15 protein-coding genes are annotated in these 17,904 nt (G+C 56.1%); 5 read left to right on the plus strand and 10 right to left on the minus strand.

Translation table 11 applies throughout. The annotated features are described in order from the left end of the window. Positions 1 to 2: 2 nt before the first annotated feature. The gene (locus FHS27_RS18235) at positions 3 to 245 is read right to left on the minus strand and encodes a hypothetical protein (RefSeq protein ID WP_184306301.1); all 243 of its coding nucleotides are present in this window, start codon (positions 243 to 245) and stop codon (positions 3 to 5) included. A 16-nt stretch (positions 246 to 261) separates the two neighbouring features. On the opposite strand from FHS27_RS18235, the gene FHS27_RS18240 reads away from it, so the two are divergent. Continuing rightward, positions 262 to 969 carry a YceH family protein gene (locus tag FHS27_RS18240; protein ID WP_184306302.1) on the plus strand — a complete coding sequence of 236 codons (708 nt, stop codon included), beginning with the start codon at positions 262 to 264 and terminating at the stop codon, positions 967 to 969. Between the two features lie 80 nt (positions 970 to 1,049). On the opposite strand, the gene FHS27_RS18245 is transcribed toward FHS27_RS18240, so the two are convergent. Genes FHS27_RS18245 through FHS27_RS18255 form a run of 3 tightly spaced genes read right to left on the minus strand, consistent with a single transcriptional unit; the run spans position 1,050 to position 4,736 of the window. Beyond that, positions 1,050 to 1,727 (minus strand): DUF4956 domain-containing protein, encoded by a 678-nt coding sequence (locus tag FHS27_RS18245; protein ID WP_184306303.1) that lies wholly within the window; start codon positions 1,725 to 1,727, stop codon positions 1,050 to 1,052. Continuing rightward, entirely contained in the window at positions 1,720 to 2,619 is a 900-nt protein-coding gene (locus tag FHS27_RS18250; protein WP_184306304.1) for a VTC domain-containing protein, read from the minus strand. The genes FHS27_RS18245 and FHS27_RS18250 overlap by 8 nt, the downstream gene beginning before the upstream one ends. Further along, positions 2,616 to 4,736, minus strand: coding sequence for a CotH kinase family protein (locus FHS27_RS18255; protein ID WP_184306305.1), 2,121 nt, complete (start codon positions 4,734 to 4,736; stop codon positions 2,616 to 2,618). The genes FHS27_RS18250 and FHS27_RS18255 overlap by 4 nt, the downstream gene beginning before the upstream one ends. A 459-nt stretch (positions 4,737 to 5,195) precedes the next feature. Between FHS27_RS18255 and FHS27_RS18260 the strand changes: the two genes are divergently transcribed. From FHS27_RS18260 to FHS27_RS18270, 3 genes are all read left to right on the plus strand, one after another. Beyond that, on the plus strand, positions 5,196 to 6,443 hold the full coding sequence (locus FHS27_RS18260) for a DUF1559 domain-containing protein (RefSeq protein ID WP_184306306.1): 1,248 nt from the start codon (positions 5,196 to 5,198) through the stop codon (positions 6,441 to 6,443). A gap of 369 nt (positions 6,444 to 6,812) precedes the next feature. Next, complete coding sequence (locus tag FHS27_RS18265) at positions 6,813 to 7,490, plus strand: hypothetical protein (protein WP_184306307.1); 678 nt, start codon at positions 6,813 to 6,815, stop codon at positions 7,488 to 7,490. Between the two features lie 324 nt (positions 7,491 to 7,814). Beyond that, positions 7,815 to 8,663 (plus strand): hypothetical protein, encoded by an 849-nt coding sequence (locus tag FHS27_RS18270; RefSeq protein ID WP_184306308.1) that lies wholly within the window; start codon positions 7,815 to 7,817, stop codon positions 8,661 to 8,663. A 130-nt stretch (positions 8,664 to 8,793) separates the two neighbouring features. On the opposite strand, the gene FHS27_RS18275 is transcribed toward FHS27_RS18270, so the two are convergent. From FHS27_RS18275 to FHS27_RS18300, 6 genes are all read right to left on the minus strand, one after another. Beyond that, positions 8,794 to 8,991 (minus strand): hypothetical protein, encoded by a 198-nt coding sequence (locus FHS27_RS18275; protein ID WP_184306345.1) that lies wholly within the window; start codon positions 8,989 to 8,991, stop codon positions 8,794 to 8,796. A gap of 70 nt (positions 8,992 to 9,061) precedes the next feature. Further along, positions 9,062 to 10,306: a DUF1559 domain-containing protein gene (locus tag FHS27_RS18280; RefSeq protein WP_184306309.1), complete on the minus strand. Its 1,245-nt coding sequence runs from the start codon at positions 10,304 to 10,306 to the stop codon at positions 9,062 to 9,064. A 433-nt stretch (positions 10,307 to 10,739) separates the two neighbouring features. Next, positions 10,740 to 11,393: a response regulator gene (locus tag FHS27_RS18285; protein WP_184306310.1), complete on the minus strand. Its 654-nt coding sequence runs from the start codon at positions 11,391 to 11,393 to the stop codon at positions 10,740 to 10,742. Between the two features lie 17 nt (positions 11,394 to 11,410). Beyond that, positions 11,411 to 12,769 (minus strand): sensor histidine kinase, encoded by a 1,359-nt coding sequence (locus FHS27_RS18290; protein ID WP_184306311.1) that lies wholly within the window; start codon positions 12,767 to 12,769, stop codon positions 11,411 to 11,413. Between the two features lie 72 nt (positions 12,770 to 12,841). Then, positions 12,842 to 13,354 (minus strand): hypothetical protein, encoded by a 513-nt coding sequence (locus tag FHS27_RS18295; protein WP_184306312.1) that lies wholly within the window; start codon positions 13,352 to 13,354, stop codon positions 12,842 to 12,844. A 529-nt stretch (positions 13,355 to 13,883) separates the two neighbouring features. Then, entirely contained in the window at positions 13,884 to 15,101 is a 1,218-nt protein-coding gene (locus FHS27_RS18300; RefSeq protein WP_184306313.1) for a DUF1559 domain-containing protein, read from the minus strand. A 331-nt stretch (positions 15,102 to 15,432) separates the two neighbouring features. Here FHS27_RS18300 and FHS27_RS18305 point away from each other — a divergent pair, with 331 nt between their 5' ends. Next, positions 15,433 to 17,877, plus strand: coding sequence for a DUF1549 domain-containing protein (locus FHS27_RS18305; RefSeq protein ID WP_184306314.1), 2,445 nt, complete (start codon positions 15,433 to 15,435; stop codon positions 17,875 to 17,877). Positions 17,878 to 17,904 lie beyond the last annotated feature (27 nt).

Genomic DNA, 17,904 nt, shown 5'->3' on the forward strand with positions numbered 1-17,904 from the left:
GTTCAGGCTCCCGGAGGTTCGGTGACGGACTCGATCGAGATCACGCGAACCTCGTAATAGGTCTTCATCAATTCATCAAAACGCATGATGATACCGATCTTGTGCCCCCCGCGCAGAGGCCGATGCGCGAGAAATGACTCCGATCGCCGAGAAAAGTGCCCCCGTGTGTCAGGGGCTCCGAAATCCGAGCCGAGATGATAGGATTCACGGTTCGGACTCCCCACTCCCATCGCATGACTCCACATCAGCAGTCTTTCAATTATGAGCGAAGAATCCAACAGCGACGAATCCGAATCCCGCGTCAAACCACTAACGGCGATCGCCCGCCGGTGCCTCGGTGTGTTGGTCGAAAAGGCCAAAACGACACCCGACAGCTACCCGCTCAGCCTCGCGGGGATCATCACGGGGTGTAACCAAAAATCAAACCGCGACCCGAAAATGGAAGTCGACGAAGGGGACGCGTTGCGGGCACTCGACGAATTGAGAGAAGCCGGTGCGGTGCGGGAAATTCAAGGCAGCGGCCGCGTCACCAAGTATCGACACGCCGCCTACGAATGGTTCGACGTCGACAGCCCCGGTTCGGCGATCATGACGGAGCTGATGCTACGCGGCCCGCAAACGCTCGGCGAGTTGCGAACGCGTGCGTCGCGGATGCACCCGTTCGTTGATCTGACCGCGACCCAAGCGGAGGTCGATTCGTTGATCGAGAAAGGGTTGGTGTTTGCCGTCACGCCCGCCGGTCGTGGTCAGACGTTTGCCCATTGCCTGTACACTCCCGTCGAACGGCAACACCTCGCCGCGAAGGTCGAAAAGCAGGCGGCCGCGGGTGCGAGTGCCGGATCCGAAACGACGGGCAAACCGGGATCGCTGGCGAATGAAGGTCGGATCGATAAAATCCAACAACGTCTCGATGACGTGACCGCTCGGTTAGAAGCTCTCGAAAAGAAGCTCGCCGATCTGGAATCGTAGGCCCTGCGTCGACTCGTAAACGCTCCGCATTCGAGCGTGAACCGTTGACGGCAATTTCAGCGGTTCACGTTCAATCCGGGTCAGGTTTCTTTCGTTGCGACCGATTCGACCGTGGGCAATCCGTTGAGAGCCGCGACCATTTCGACCGCGTTCGAGTTGGGCGTCGGAATCAATCGGTAGACCAATTCCATCGCGCCGCCGCGGCGGGTCGTTTCGGCCGAGAGCAGTTGATAGCTGTCGGTGAATCGTTCAATTTCCGATTCCCATCCGTCGGTTGAGCTGAGTCCAACGACTATCGTCAGCCGCCACGATTTCTGTTTCGGGGCGGTCGGCTTGCTGTCCGGCTTGGCCGTTTCCGTCCGATTGAACTGGCTCGCCAAGGCGACGAAACAAAGTCCAAAGCCAGCGACCCAGTATTGTCCGGCTCCGACGGCCATGCCAACGACGACGGCTGCCAAAACGAACGCCACGTCTCGGGTGGCAGGAACCGCGGTGCGGAATCGGACAATGGAAAGAGCACCGACGAGGCTGAACGCGCGAGCGATGTTGTCGCCGATGATCTGAGTCGCCATTGCGATCAAAATGCTCATCAAGATCAGCGTGAGCGTCAACGTGTCGGGTGACCCCGCAGGACGTTGACGTCGCGCCAGCCATGCGACCACGCAACCACACAACCACGCCAGTCCCAGGCGGGTGACCAGCACCGACAGTGCCGGATCGACCTGAGTCGTCGTCATGTTTGTGAGCCATTCAGGCATTGGTCATGTGCTCCGTACGGTGGCCCTGATTGAAGGACGGCATTGCGACGCCGGCATGCGGCCCTTCGACATGCGGTCCGGCGGCACGAGGCTCAGTAATTTGCGGCTCAGTGATTGGCCCCGTGTCGACGTGCGAGCGGTTAACGCCAGTCAGCTTTTGCTCCATTCCGGTTCGGAATTTGGAAAACTTCGTACCGGGAATCGGAAAGCTGCTCAACAGCTCTTTAAAGATCGTTGGCATTTGATTCTGAAACTTGAGTTCGAGAATCTCAAAATCTCCGATCGATCGAAAGCCCCGGTTGAGTGCCGAGGACGCATCATGTCGAGGCGTCGCGACGTTCCAACCATTCGGCGCACACGCGGCCATGTTGCTGTCGATGGTCAGACGCAGGTTCTCATCGTTAACCGTCGTCGTACGAGCGAACCGTCGGTATGCGATCTGAATCGCGGGAGTGAGTCGACGATCGGCGATGCGATTGATGAACCAATCACCGCACCAGAGATCGGCGTCGTCCGCATTCGGTTCGCACGCGATCTTGGGTTGCATTGGATTCGCTGCACGGGCCATGAAGTCGGATTCGAAAACGGCGGTGCGATTCTTGCGAACGACCATCTTCTTTTTGCGTTTAGTTTCGAGCACCAGCATTTGATCGCGACCGTATCGGCGGACGCGATGCTTCGCTTTGCCGATGACGCCCGTTTGGTAGTACATGTCCGACTCCGGCGTGTCGAGATACAACGTGTTGATGTCGTAACTATTGCTGCCATCGCCGGCACAGTTTTCGTCGACGCCGAGGCGATCGATCGCCCATTGTCTGACTTGCTCCGACAAGGCCGCGTCGATCATGAACTTCATTTCGACGCGGCGAAGTGAGGGGGCGGTGTAGGTCATTTGGTTGTCTCCTTCAACAAATAGTCACGTCGTCCGTCGGCGAATATTTTCAGATTCATTGAACCGTGACCACGTTGAGGTGTGGCCTGATGGGTCGTGTCGGGCGTGTCCGACGTCGCGGCGACAAAACCTTCGTAGCTTCCCAAACGTCTGGTTTCGGCTTTGATGGCTTCGTCGATCATCGACCGTTGCTGGTCGACGAAAGGCCCGAGTGTTTTCCAGTCGAGTGAAGTTTCGGCCAATTCGCGAACGTTGCTCAGGTACTGTTCGCGGTACTTAGGAACAGCCAACACTTTACTGCGTAGCGGTTTGGTGGGATCGTCGAGTCCGATCAATGGATCCAGTTCGACGGCGGATCCGGTTGCCGCGGTTTGTCCTCCTTCGCGTTGACGATCCATTTCAGGTGGACCGCCGCGTGCGGCGTCACGATCTCCGGTTCCACGCCCACGACGACCACCGGCTTCGGGGCCAAATTCGCCAGGGCCTGCCATGTCACGACCACCGAAATCACGTCCGCCTCTTCCCGGACCGCCACGTCCTGGGCCGCCGGGACCGCCTGGGCCACCAGGACCGCCCGCACCGCGGAACGCTTCGTTCATATCATGCGGGATGAAATGGAACTTGTCGTCGTCATCCAAGTAGATGCTGTAGTCGCTCGCACGAATCCAGTAGCCGTCGGAGTTGATGAGGCCGTTGTCGAGGGCCAGGAACCACAGCAGTCCGTCGACATCGACGATCGGTTCGAGAGCCTCAGGTAAATCGGAGGCGGGGGTTTGTTCGAGGATGCGGCACAGTTCGATCAGTTTGGCGAGTGATTTTTCGCCGCCCGATTTTTGCTCGTAGGGGTATTGGTAGTTCGCAGGATCGTCGCCGCGATAGTCGAGTCCGCCGCCACCGCGTGGTGAGCCGCTGACTTTCCATCGGGCGCCCTTGCCGCTACCGTAGTTTTCTTTCAAGAAGTCTTTGTTGAATTGTTGAACGTTGGAGAAAACGCCCCAGTATTCGCCGTTGACCACGACGCGAACCAAGTTCGCTTTGGGGGCAGGAATGTGTTCACGTGCGATTTTGGAATACAGCACGGTGCTCAACATGGATTCGTCGCCGTTGCAGTTAAGCAGGTTGAGTGTTTTGTAACCGAGAAGCCGTTGGTCTTCGTCGGCCATGTCCATCGACACGTTGAACGAACGTTTGTATCCGGTGGGCACCATGCCATAGGAGGACATGCCACGAAAGTGAATTCCGCAATTCGAGTAGGCTTTGCCGTCGACGGTTACCGTCGCAGCAACGTCGACATCGGTACCGTGAAAGTCTTCGAGTTCGCTTTCCCAGTCATCGTTTACGAAGTCGATGAAAATGGTGCGCAGTGCAGACGTGTCATAGAGGTCATTGTCCAACGGTTCGACCGAGTCTTTCTCGATTGTCATGCCGGGGGTCGGTTCGGGGCGATTTTGTCCCGGTCCGCCACCCATCGGGCCGCCACGACCCGGGCCGCGCCCTTGACCACGTCCGCCACCGAAACCACCGTCACGGCCTCGTCCGATGTCGCGTCCCATTTCACGACCCGCTCCTCGGTTATCGCCACCACGGTCACCTTGATCGCGGGCGTCCTCGGGGCGGCCTCCGTCACGTCTTCCTGGTTCGAATCGATCCCGGTCTGCCGGCGGTTCAAATCCAGGAGGTGGTCCGAATCCTTCAGGTGGTCCGAATTCGCGTGGTGGGCCGAATCCCTCGGGACCGCCGAAGCCATCACCGCCGTCTCGCGGTCCAGGGCCACCGGCGCCAAATCCGCCTCGTTCATTTCCACCACCGGGACCGCCCATTCCTGGACCGCCCATTCCTGGACCTCCGGGGCCGCCAAATCCACCCGGGCCGCCAGATCCACCGGGTCCGCCAAATCCACCCGGGCCGCCGCGTCCTCGGCCCTGCGTTGGGTTTTCTTTGATGAACTCACGGGCTTCCTTGCGTTCCGCTTTGTTGAGCCAACCGTTCTGGTCGGCGTCGAACTGATCGAGGATCTCACGGTCTGCCTGCTGCATTCCGGGCGGTTGGGCGAGCGAGAATGTGGACGCCGCAGCGACGCCCAGAACAAGAACTATCAAACCGGCACGGGACAACATGGAAATCTTCTCGCATAGTCAGGTGATGAGGCAATTAGCAGTCCTGATTCCGAATACAACGCCGCCCTTGATGAAGGCGTGGTTTCCATGGCATTTCGCAAGGCATTGAGCCTGGCGATGCGGTGCCATCGATCGCCGTTGAGGAACGGCGTCAGTCTGCTGTTGAGTGAGTTGCGAGCTTCGCGAAGAACCGCCGCAAGAAATTCACAATTTCTTTATTGGGAGCACGTGCGGGGGGGCGAGAGGGTGAACTGAGGGATGCCTCGCGGTGGCTGCAAGATGCCTCGTTCTTGCAGCGTCAGGATCCTTCCAGAACGCACAATCTCCCCAGTTGGTCATTAAACCGCACCGGTGGCGTAGAAGATTAAGTTGTTGTCGCAAAAACGCAGGAAAAGTATTGGACCGTTGAGATAATGCGCAGCGTCGTTTTGTTGTTACTTAACCTTTGGAGATGCGTAGATGAAGAAATTTGGTGCTCGTGGTGGTTTTACTTTGGTGGAACTGCTTGTTGTGATCGCAATCATTGGAGTCCTCGTTGGACTCTTGCTGCCGGCGGTTCAGGCCGCTCGTGAAGCTGCTCGTCGGATGAGCTGCAGCAATAATTTCAAACAGCTCGGTTTGGGAGTGCATAACTATCACTCCGCCTACAACCAGTTGCCGACGCAAAAGTCGGGAACAGGGTTACCCGTTGGCGGAACGACTTGGGATGTCAGCTCGGCAACGACCAACTGCGAGGAACTCAGTGCCCTCGTTGGATTGCTCCCCTTCGTTGAGGCTCAAGCCCTTTGGGAGCAAATCAGCAATCCGAACGCGCCAAACAAGGACGGTTCGGCAGCGACACGACCTGCGATGGGGCCAACGCCCGACAATGGTACGGGGAATGCGAATTATGGTCCTTGGAATACCGAGTTGCCGTTTTTGCGTTGCCCGAGCGATCCCGGACTCGGTTTGCCATCGGCCGGTCGTACGAACTACGCCGTTTGCCTCGGCGACAGCATCGTGTCATCGACTGACGGACCGACGACGCACCAGCTGAACAAGAAGAATTCAAACTCGGGCCAGATGGCACGTGCGAACTGTCGTGGCGTGTTTGTACCACGTCAGAAGGCTAAATTCCGGGACATCCTCGATGGTTTGGCCAACACGGTCATGATGGGCGAAATCGTTACCGACCTCGGTGACCGAGACATTCGAACGAACCCACGTTCGGCGGGCGTGACGTCGGGGCTGGCTGCCGATCCTTCGATTTGTGGATCGGCCACCTTCGTCGATTCAACTCGTCCTCAATTCTGGGCCACCGGAGCATCGTTGATCAACAGCGGTAGCATCGGACGCGGATATCGATGGGCCGACGGCAATCCGATTTACTCGGGAATGATGACCATCAGTCCGCCCAACAAAGCAGTCTGCGTTGCGGACGAAGGCATGTATGACGGTAGTGCTCTCATGGCGACCGCGTCGGCCGACAAACGCTACGCGTTGGTCCCATCGGGAAGCCGTCACCAAGGTGGATGTCATGTCCTGATGGGCGACGGAGCGGTCAAGTTTATTACCGATTCGATCGAAGCTGGCAACCAAAGTAGCCCCATGGTCGCACATATCCATAACAACAATTCCGGTTTGGCGGCAGGATCGCAAAGCCCTTACGGTCTCTGGGGCAAACTCGGAACGAAGGCTTCGAAGGAAGTCATCAGCGAAGAGTTCTGATTTTCGCTGCTAGGAAAGACGGAAAAGCATGATTGGTTTCGATCGCAATCGCGATCAAAACTAAGACACAACCAGAGGCCTGAGTCGCAACCGCAACTCAGGCCTCTTTGCGTTGGAGGATGAAGCGTGCTGAAGACAATTTTGATTTTGGTAGTCCTGCCAGCTAGTACCGGATACGCACTGCAGTGCTGCTAAGGGAAGATTCTTCCCTCCACGAGCCCAGCTCACAACATTTGTTGGGCATTTTCGTTAAGCTATTGGGGAATTGTGCAGGATTGAACAGTTGCTGTTAGTAATTAAACAGTTGATTGCAGCGATCAGAATAGGGCAAGATGCCATCACGGAATTACGTCCCAATGGTGATATGCAATGTCAGTGAAATTTAAATCGGTTATTGTTCTTCTTCTATTCGCCGTTCCACTGGGCTCTAGCAGTCTATCTGCAGCAATTGTCACCTTTGACCTCACTGATCCGATCGGTTCGAACGGCTTTGCCGGTGAGGCTCTCGAGAGTGCTGGAACGGTAACACAATTCGGCATTACGTTAGATGTCAGCGTGGTAGGCACGGCGGATCCTGCGTCGTTCAGTGCAGTCACTGACAGCGCGGGTGTGAATTCAGATGACGACACCACCACTGAAACACGTAATAGAATAGAAAATGGCGAATTCATTGAATTTCAAGTTTCATTCGACCCACAACAATTGGTGATTTCGATCAACTCCATCGATTGGCGATTCCAGGAAGGTAACGTCAGTGCGGGGGATGCAGCAACGTTCCAAATAAATTCAGATCCGGTGCTTTTCTTTGGTTCGGATTCATCAGACTACGATGCAAGCGACGATATTTGGTCTCCTTCTTCGGTCTTTGCAGTATCGTCTGGTGACACACTGCGATTCGGCGCTACAGACCAAGTAGGGCTTCAAGCGATTACGTTTAATGCTACTGCAGTTCCAGAACCTAGCGGGTTGGTTGCAATTTGTGTTATGGGTGTCGTTGGATTGGTGCGTCGAGGAAGGCGACGGACGGAGAAAATACGTAAGGGCTGAATGGCATTTGGCCGGTCAAGTCTTGTTCCGCAAAAGGAGGGCAGTACCAAACTTTCTTCTCGAGTACCTCCCACCTCAAGCACTGATCAGGTTGATCTGAGCGATCTAACGTGTTTCGTCGATTTTCATAGCTTCGCATCGCTGCTGTTGATTAGTTCGTAGGCATGTTTTCTTGTAGTGCGAAATGCCTGCTCCCTGTTTCCGTGGCAACATGAGGGGCGGATGTCTTTATGCTCAGTAGATTCGTTTCTACTGCGACTCTACTTAACAGTTGCGAGCCTTTGGGAAGTGGATGAATTTGCCCCTAATCTTGGGAGTCGCTTGATGGCTATGGTGTGTTTGTTGGTCGATGGTCATTTATGCTCAGGCAAGTCGTTTGCTCGTGGATCGGTGAATGGGATGTGCAGGCTGTTGGTTGTTTTGATGGTGGGCGTTTGGTGGGTGTTGATGCCCGCGACTGCTTCGTCCGAGGAGATGTCGATTCGAACGTTTTATGACTTTGATAACGCGACGGATGACGATCGCCGCTTTCAAGAATTCCTCCAACAAAAACTTGAGGGGCGGTTTCGCGATGGAAGGCTGGTGGTCTCCTCATCGCTGGGCGAAAAGGATGGCCGGCTGCAAGTCTTTACGCTGGCCACGCAGCCGGGCACCGTTCAAACCGTCTATGCAGACATCACGGCAACGTTTGACGCGGTGCCTGACAATCGCGACCAGTCACTCCTTGCCGGGCCGGGGCTAATCATGCGTTCGGGAGAAGGCAATTCGATGTTTGTCTTCACCGTGACGCCCGAAGGCAAGGCTTGCGTTGCCGCGTTTGCCAACGGGAAAGTTGGATCGCAATCGGTATCGCCGATCGAAGGATATCGCCCCGGGCAAACTGTCCGTCTGGCGGCGAGAGAGAACGGGCAGGGGGCCACGTTCATGGTGAACGGCCACAAAATTGCGACGTTATCTGACAGTGGGATTCCCGGTCGAGGAGTTGGATTGATCTACTTCGGTGCCGGTGATTTCACGTTCGATAATTTTGGGCTCAACAGCGAAGGCAAGTTGCCCGACGCCAATCCTGTTTCACAGCCGAAGAAAGAAATCAAAGAACCGAACGCATCGTTTCCGGATGTGAACAGTCTATTCGATGAAGCCAAACGTGAGGCAGAGTCAGGCGGTCCGTAACGGATGCCTAACTCTGTGTCTCACATCGGGAAGTTCTCTTGAAGAGCTTGCTGCTGCTGCGTGAAGACCGATCGGTATCAGAGGTCTAGCGAGTCGTCTTCTGCCGATCGGTCATTCGATCGCAGATGGTTCAATCGTCTGGCGTGACTTCAGGCGTCGGTGTCGCTTCCGACTCCTGCATCGCGCGTTCGGAATCTTTGATCGCTTGTTCGTACGACGCGATCGCATCTTTGTCAGTCGGGTCAACGACAGATCGGTTCTGTGGATCGCCGCAGCCGGTGGCAAAGAAGATTGCCATTAATAGTATCGGAGTTGTTATCGACTTCATCGGGAAGTTCTTTGTTGGAAGGAACATTTGTTAGGAGTTGTGGTGACAGGGTTTAGGGTTCCGCATTGGTTTAGAATTCCGCATCGATGACTTCTCGCGCGGCTCGTGTCCCGAGGCTTCCCCACAAACCGTAGGGGCTAGGCAGTCCCGGTCTTTGGGCAGCCCAGGTGATATTGAAGACCATTCCTGCGCGGGAGTCGCCCGCTTCGATCGAATCGGTCAAAAATCTCACCGCACCATCGCCCATCAAAACGTGCGCGCCACCTTGGTGCCGGCTCGACACACCTGCGATGCATCGTGTGTTGTATCCGTTCGATTGGATGCAGACCTCTCGGTTGGGCGGCAAGATCGTCATGACGGAACCATAGAACGGCATGTGCGACGCCCAGCGGTAGCCGCGGCCAGCGATGGCCGTGTTCCCGGTGTTGCCTGGCGCCCAGAATCGTGGTCGTTCTGGATCAATCAAACCGTTGTCGGCGCAGTAGCTTGGGTTTTGACGAATATGGTTGATGTGGGGGGAACCGGAAACGTTGGGGACTTTGGTGCGAACGTCTTCGTCGCCCAAGTCGGTAGCGATTTCACCCATGGCAATCGTGTTTGATAACCCATCGAGACAATCGCGGAAGGCTGTCCTTTGTCGAGGCATGAAGAATCCACGGCATGCGGCACGTGCATCTTCGGCGGCGCTTCGATCAAACGGTGAGACGTTCAAATAGGGACCGTAGTCCGACTGGACGGCCGAATCACCGATACAGGCGGCAAAGTTAGTTCGGCCTAACGCGGGTAATCCGAACCCCGGATCACTGGGGCATCGGTACGCGACGATCTCAGTTGCCCATGGAATGTAGTTGATGTCTTGGGGCGTAGGGCCCATCGGGTTCCATGGATTGGCAATCGTTCCGATCGCCGCTCCTAAGTTGCCATCGGTTCGTTCTGCACTGGGATTGCTGATCTGTTCCCAAATCGCCTGTTGTTCAATGAACGGCAGGATTCCAACCAGCATGCTGAGGCTTTCACGACTCGCGGTCGTCGAGCTTCGCCACACCTGCGATGGGCCGTCGGCGACGTTCCCGGGTGGCTGCAAGAGTGGCATCGTCCCCGATCCGTGGGTCGGAAGCTGTTGGTAGCTGGAGTGATAATTGTGGATCGCCAACCCGATTTGCTTGAAGTTGTTGCTGCAACTCATGCGGCGAGCAGCCTCTCGCGCGGCCTGGACGGCGGGTAGCAACAGACCGACGAGGACGCCAATAATTGCAATGACCACAAGCAACTCCACCAACGTAAAGCCGCGCTGTTTTGGTTTAGACAAACGCATCAGAAGATTCCTTTTGAATAGAGAAAAAGTATTGGGATCGTGGTCGGAATTAACGATTGTTCGTTCCGAGCCATTCTCGGTTAACAGATAAGGCCAACCCGTTAATGAGCGTTAGGCGGTCCTTGATCGGTGAATAGAGGTTCAATTGTAGGCCCACGCGTTCGTCGGGCTATCAGGTGAATACAGGATAAGAGGGGGGCTTGAGGTGTGCCCCGTAGATATGCCCGCTAAAAAAGGCCCGCTGAAAGCGGGGCCAACCACGCGCAAGATTGGCGTGGGAAAGATTGGGCAGCGGTTTTGGCACTGCGACGTTGCTCGACGTCGGGATACGTATCGCTGGCCGCAGCACGAAGGCATCCGGCCCGTCTGACACGAGTCGGCTTCATCAGAGTTGATTGCCGGCAATGCGGAAGGATGCCTCGCACCGAGAGGCTCACCCTTGCTGATTGAGCAGCCCGAGTTGGTGTGCTTGATGAACGGCGCCGGGAGCATTGCTGACGCCTAGTTTCTCATAGATGTGAGCGATGTGAGTGTCGACGGTCGCGTATCGAATCCCGAGTTGATTGGCGATTTCCTTTTTAACCAACCCCTGAGCCAGCAGTCCGAGGACCTCCAACTCACGCTGCGTGAGTATTTCGTTGTCCGCTGTTTGACGGTTAGAACGCAACGCATCGAGCAGGTATTTGGCAACGCTTTTGTCGATGGTCGCGTCACCGCGCATCACGGCGAGGATTCCCTCGGTGATCTCGTCGAGCGTCACGGTCTTGAGCAGATAGCCTGCGGCGCCGAGAGTGATCGCCCGCACGACATCTTGCGGTTTGTCCGACTGCGTTAGGATGATGACTTTCGATTCGGGAATGTTGGTAAGGATCTTTTTCAAAGCCGCGAGGCCATCCATTCCTGGGAGTCGAAGATCTAGCAAGATCACGTCGGGCCGAGACCGTGCGTCGGCGCTGACAAGTGTGCGAATCGCAATCTCCGCGGTTCCGAATTGGCTGGCCAGAAAGATGTTGGGGTGATCCTCCAACGCAATCCGAACGACCTCGCGGTATTCCGGATTGTCCTCAACTAGCATCACGTTGATCATGTTTGTAGCGATTCGATTTACGTTGGCTTTTTGTGGGGATGCCAGTGCGAGATGCCTCGCGGACGTAACTGCAACGTGATTCGCGTTCCCTGGTTGTCGAGATCCTCGGCTGCGACGTGGGCACCCAAGAATCGAGCACGACGGTTCAGGGATTTGGGAACGCGGCTGCCGATTGTATCTGCGAGGCCGCGTCCGTTGTCCGTCACGGTCAGGCGGACGTTGTTGCGCTCGGCGACTAATTGCGTCGACGCTTGTGTGGCATTGGAATGCTGAAGGATGTTCGCGAGGCATTCTTTGTAGAACAGAAACAGATCGATCCGATTGCGATGTGACAGCGACTCGAGGTGCTCTTCGCCGGTGATCGTAATCTCATGGTGTAGGTCGGCCATCATACGTTCAGAAGTCCTGCGCATGTCGTGCACGAGATTCTCGAACAGCCCATTGGATTCCAACAGGTTCGAGCAGTAGCGGGCCGCCGCTCCGCTGCGCCGAGACAGGTCGCGAATGCGTTGCAGGAGATCAGCGAGTTTTTCAGGTGAGGCTCGATTCGAATGCGCGATATCGGCCAGCAGACTGAGTGCATGCAGATTGGCACCCAACTCATCATGAACATCCGCCGCGATTTGTTCACGAGTATTGTTGATCGCACGCCGGCGTCGCACATGGCCGATTAAGAAAACGGCGAGCGTTCCCAGTGCGAGCACGGCAACGAGCCAGAGCAAACGCCGGATGACGTTGGATTGTTGGTTGTAGCGGCCGTTCAGTTCCGCAACGATCAGAGGGCGTTCGGTTTCGAATTCATGTCGTTGAGACAGTTCTCGCAGCCATTGTTTGATCGGTAGGATTTGACCATAGATATTGTTCCCGTCCGTCAGCGATTCGATTCCTCGGGCGAATCCGAATACGTGGAAGTTCGCCTCGAACGGTCGGTGTCGAGCGACATTGACGCCATCACTGAATAGCTCAATTTCTGCGAAACCGATGACTCGAGTCGTTTCGTTTTCGGCGTCGCGTGAATCGAGGTTGAGGCACGTCAACCGCACGTAACGACATTCGCGTTTGGGGAAACGCTGCATGACGATCGGACCCGTATCGAGTTCCGATTTACTCGAATAATCGATCAACACCACCGCGTCTGAAAAATCACTCTGGAGTGCGCCTTCGACGATGATTTGTCCGGGCACGGCGAAACTTTCCGGGGCACTCGCGGGGATCGTGTCGCTGAAATCAGTTGCATGAAAGTGAATCCGTTCCAGCTCAAAGGCCCGTCCGAGATCGACGGACAGGACGGGAGCTTTGATGTCTTCGTCGTTGCTGACTTTGCTCACGAACGCGATGCTTTGTTCACCTCCGAATCCGTTCATGAGGTACGGCATGAAGCCGTCAACAAGATATTGTTGCTTTCGAGGACCCTGAGCCCATTCGTCGCTCGATGACGCCTCGACCTGTTAATTCAACGCAACGTTTTCCGAGTTCGAAAATACCAGTAGTTCAGCGAGTTGCAGTGAGTACAGCCCGTCCCACGCACGCGGAGTCAACTCGGTCGCAACCAAGCGTATCCAAGATGCCTTTTGAGGTTCGATATCAACGACGACGGGTGCGATTCGCGGGAGCAGCTGGTCGTCGGCGTCGTATTGAGCGACGACGTGTCCGCTCTCGTCGTCGTCGGTTCCCACGAGGATGTGAAATGCGACCGGAAATCCATCGGCCCGAAATCCAAACGTCTTGTTTCGCCAGATCGCGGGAACCAAGACGATTTGGTCGATTTGCTCTTCTGCTTCGAATCGAATCGTCACCTCGACTGACTGATCAGGCACCGGCGAAGTTCGCGAGCGATAGCCGATCGCGCCAACGCCGCTCCGCATGTTCGGTTGAGCTAACATCTGCAGGCATGCGTCAATGTTCGCGAGCCGATCTTCGAGTTGCTGCAGGCTCATCGATTGATGCAAAGTCTTTTGCATCACGGTCTCGGCGACGAGGGAGGATCCCCCAACGCCTACCAGCCATAGCAGCGCGAGCGTGTGTGCTAATCGGGCGGGACAGTGTGCAGCCAAATCGTGTGCGGCTCGTCGACAAGATGCGGAGCAAGATATTTGCCAGATCGATGGATCTGGTTTCGAACTCCAAAGTCTAACGCATTGAGAAGTGGCGGACTTCCTCTATCAGGTAAAAACGGGATGCCAGAAGCAGCCCGTTGATCGCACGTCGAATTGCAAAAGCGTTTTCGAAAATGAGGGCGCCGACGTCGGCAGACTGAATTCTGGTACCTCAAGCGACCGGGAACGGGCACCAAATCATCTGGAATGATTTAGAGCGTTTCTGTATTGAGGTGAGTTTTCAGAGGTTGTGACGTTCACCAGAACGTCGGCCACTGTCGGGCAACGGTGGCTACAACAGAAAGAGAAATGGTCTCAGCATTCCATTTCACGGAATACGCTCGGGGAGTTTTTGCCCCGGATGCGTATCGACCGTGTTTCGCGAGAGCTTAGTTTAAAAGCTCTCTTCGATGACTTCTTTGGCACCGCGTGTGCCGAGGGCGCCCCAAAGACCGAAGGGTGATTCGCGTCCCGCGGCGAGTCCACCGGATGCGTTGGAGACTTGAGCGCTGTTGCTGTTACCCGCTTCGATTGAATCGGTGATGAACTTGACCGCGCCGTCACCCATCAAGACGTGACAGCCACCTTGGTGCCGACTGCTCGGAGGGCAAACTCCCGCGGAGCTGTGGTCGCCCGACAAGCAGACTTCGCGGTTGGGTGGCAGGATCGTGTTCATGCCCGTGTACGCGATTCGTCCGAATGCCCATTTGTAACCGCGACGGCGATCCGACTCGGAGTCATTGACGGTCACTTGTGAGCCCCAGAATTGGGGCCGCGTCGGATCGGTTCCGTCACAGGCCAACGCGCCGTTTGGGCCGACCATGTCACGGCCGTCATCGTTCGTTCCGCCGGAGGCACCCCAGTGGGTTCGTTTGTCACGGTCGCCAAGGTCGGTTGTGATTTCGCCGGCGGCAATGGTGTTCGAGAGACCGTCGAGAATGTCGCGGAACGACATGCTGGTGCGTGGTACGAAGAAACCGCGTTGGCCGTGGCGGACCGCGATCGCGCGAGTGTTGTTGATTTGCTCGTTGTTATCGAGTGATCCCCAATCGCCCATATGTACGGAATCGCCGGCGCAATAGGCGTAGTTGGTTCGCCCGTCTGAAGGCAGCCCGGTACCGGGGTCGCTGGGGCAGCGAAGCGTTTGCAATTCAGTGATCCATGGTTCGTACGGAGTGCTGCCGTAGTTGCTTTGCGAACGCTTCGGGTTTGGCCCCATGGCTTGGAATGTCCCGCCCGTGATCGTCAACGGGTTACTGATCTGTTCCCAAACCGCTTGTTGTTCCATGAACGGGGTCAAGCCAACCAACCAGTTCAAATCGGAGCGGTTGAATCCGGTCCCGACGGCTTGGGATTCCGCGTCGCTTCTCGTCGGGTTGGTCGTTCCGCCTTGCGACGTTGGGCAGCGATCGTATGCGGAGTGATAGTTGTGAAGGGCCAAACCGATCTGTTTGAAGTTGTTGCTGCAGCTCATCCGTCGTGCGGCTTCGCGGGCGGCTTGGACTGCCGGGAGCAGCAGACCGACGAGGACTCCGATGATCGCGATGACGACGAGAAGTTCCACTAAAGTGAAGCCCCGGTTCCGTTTCGATGACGAGAATGGGTTTGGCATGTCTGATGATGCTCCGGTAAGAAGACGGATCTTGCGGTTTGTTAAGGCGCGGAATGACCGCAATAAGGGGTGCTATAGTAATATTGGTGCGGGATATCGCATGTCGTCTGTTTAGTTGACGCGCAATCTGCGCCCTTGCCTGGGGAGGGGGGGAATGCGTTTTTGTCCAGGCGAACAACTTTTGTTCGCTCGGTGTTCAAGAAGCGGGGATGAGAAGATGGATTCCTGACGCTGAATCGTATAGATTGTCCAGGTTGCTTAACTGAGTGAGTTCGGCGTCGCCGACGGTTCGCTCAGAAGAGTCCCGCCTACCTTCCCGCCTGAATGCTGTATGACCCGCTTGTTTGCCCGAGCCTTTCTGGCTGTCTCCCTGTCTGCGCTGATTCCCGCGAGTCTCTTTGCCGAAGAAAAGAGCCACGAACTCGACTTCGCGCACGACGTCGTGCCAATATTGAAACGCAATTGCGTGCATTGTCATGGCGGTCGCGAGGAGGAAGGCGGTTTTTCGTTTAACAATCGAGAATTGGTTTTCGATTCGGGGCACGTCGATCTCGATGAACCGAACGACTCGTATCTGCTGGAACTCGTCACGTCGGACGACCCGGATACGCAAATGCCGCCCGCCGATCGACCGCGGATGGGTGCTGACGAAATCGAAACACTCCGCCGTTGGATCGCGGGTGGATTGAAATGGGATGCGGATTTCACGTTCGCGATTCGAACCTACGAACCACCCCTTCGTCCTCGTGTTCCTGAATTGCCAATCAGTCGCAATGGACGTGATCATCCGATCGACCGGATCTTGGACGAATACTCGATTCAGCGAGACCTGCCGATTCCATCGGGCGTCGACGATGCAACGTTTTTGCGTCGCGTTTCGCTCGATCTGATCGGGTTGTTGCCGAGTGAATCGCAACTTAGCGCATTTCTGGCCGATGACGATCCGCTCAAACGTGAACGTCTCGTCGACGAGTTGCTGAACGATTCGGTTGCCTACGCCGATCACTGGCTGACGTTTTTCAATGATCTGTTACGCAACGATTACAGCGGTACCGGTTTCATCACCAATGGGCGCAAACAGATCAGCGGATGGCTTTACGAGTCGCTCGTTGTGAACAAACCGTTCGACGAGATGACGCGTGAGCTGATCGCGCCACCGACCCAAGAGAGCCAGGGGTATATCGACGGAATTAAATGGCGCGGCGAAGTGAGTGCCGGGCAGACGTTGCCGATTCAGTTCTCGCAGAGCATTTCACAATCGTTCTTGGGCATCAACATGAAGTGCGCCTCGTGCCACGACAGTTTTGTTGACCGATGGACGTTGAAGGAAGCGTACGGTCTCGCGGCGATTTATGCGGACGAATCGTTGGAACTGCATCGCTGCGACAAGCCGATCGGGGAAACCGCCGAGGCCGCATGGTTGTTTCCTGAATTGGGGCAAGTCGATCCGGTGGCCCCACGCGAAGAACGTTTGCAACAACTCGCCGAGTTGATGACTCATCGTGAAAACGGTCGCTTTGCCCGTACGATCGTCAATCGTTTGTGGTATCGCATGATGGGGCGCGGCATCGTCCATCCGCTCGACGCGATGCAGACCGAACCGTGGAGCGAAGATTTGTTGGATCACCTCGCGACGGATTTGGTTGCCAACGGATTTGACTTGAAAGCGACGCTGCGAAACATCGCCACCAGTGCCGCGTACCAGTCTCAGTCAGAGGTCGTCGGCGAGGAAACCGGGCAGGAGGACTACGTCTATCGTGGGCCGCGTGCCCGGCGGATGACGGCCGAACAGTTTCTCGACAGCGTCTGGACGCTGACAGGAAATGCGCCTAAGAAAGTCGAAGCCCCGATCCCGCGACACGAATACACGCCGGGCTCAACGCAGCCCGTGATTGCTAGCGGCGATTGGATATGGGGGCCGCTCGAGAACGGATCGGTGCCAGCGGGACAATCCATCGTGTTGCGAAAACAACTCACGCTTGCGAAAGACGCCGTCGGTGGAGCGGCGGTGTTGACGTGCGACAACCAATATCAGTTGTACGTGAATCGAAAACTGGTCAGCAGCGGCGACGATTGGAAACAGCCTCAATCGGTTTCGCTAGTGAGCCACATGACTGAAGGCACCAACACGATCGATGTGATCGCGACCAACGACAACGGCAAACCGAATCCCGCCGGATTTTTTTTAGAGGGTTGGGTTGTGTTCGCCGACGGATCGCAAGTCACGTTTCAATCGGATGATTCGTGGACCTATTGTTCCGACGTCGTGGCGGCGCGAGGCGGTGTGATCGACACGACCAACGACGATTGGTATCCCGTCACGGTGGTTCCTGGTTTGCCTGTTTGGAGGGAAGTTGTCGATCAAAAGGTCCGTCCACTTCTGCAGCAGCCGCGGAACGCAGTTGACGGGCCGGTGATGGTGCGGGCTTCACTGCTGAAGAATACGGCGTTGATGAAGTCGTTGGGCCGCCCCATGCGAGAGCAAATTGTCTCGATGCGGCCGGACACGATCACAACGCTCGAAGCAATTGATCTCGCTAACGAGCCGACTCTCTCGAAATCATTTGCCGCCGGAGCTGAACGGTTGATCGCGTCGACTGGCGGTGATCCGGACACGATCATTCGGTCAATGTTTCGTTCGGCTCTCGCTCGAGATCCGTCCTCGGACGAGCACCGATTGATGATGGAAATGTTGGGCCAGAGTCCTGATCGGTTGGCCGTGCAAGATGCGATGTGGGCGGTGTGCATGCTGCCCGAATTTATGCTGGTTCGATAACGAGAGTTTTTGGTTTTCTAGGACGAA

Source organism: Aporhodopirellula rubra (assembly GCF_014192335.1).
GTDB lineage: Bacteria > Planctomycetota > Planctomycetia > Pirellulales > Pirellulaceae > Rhodopirellula > Rhodopirellula rubra.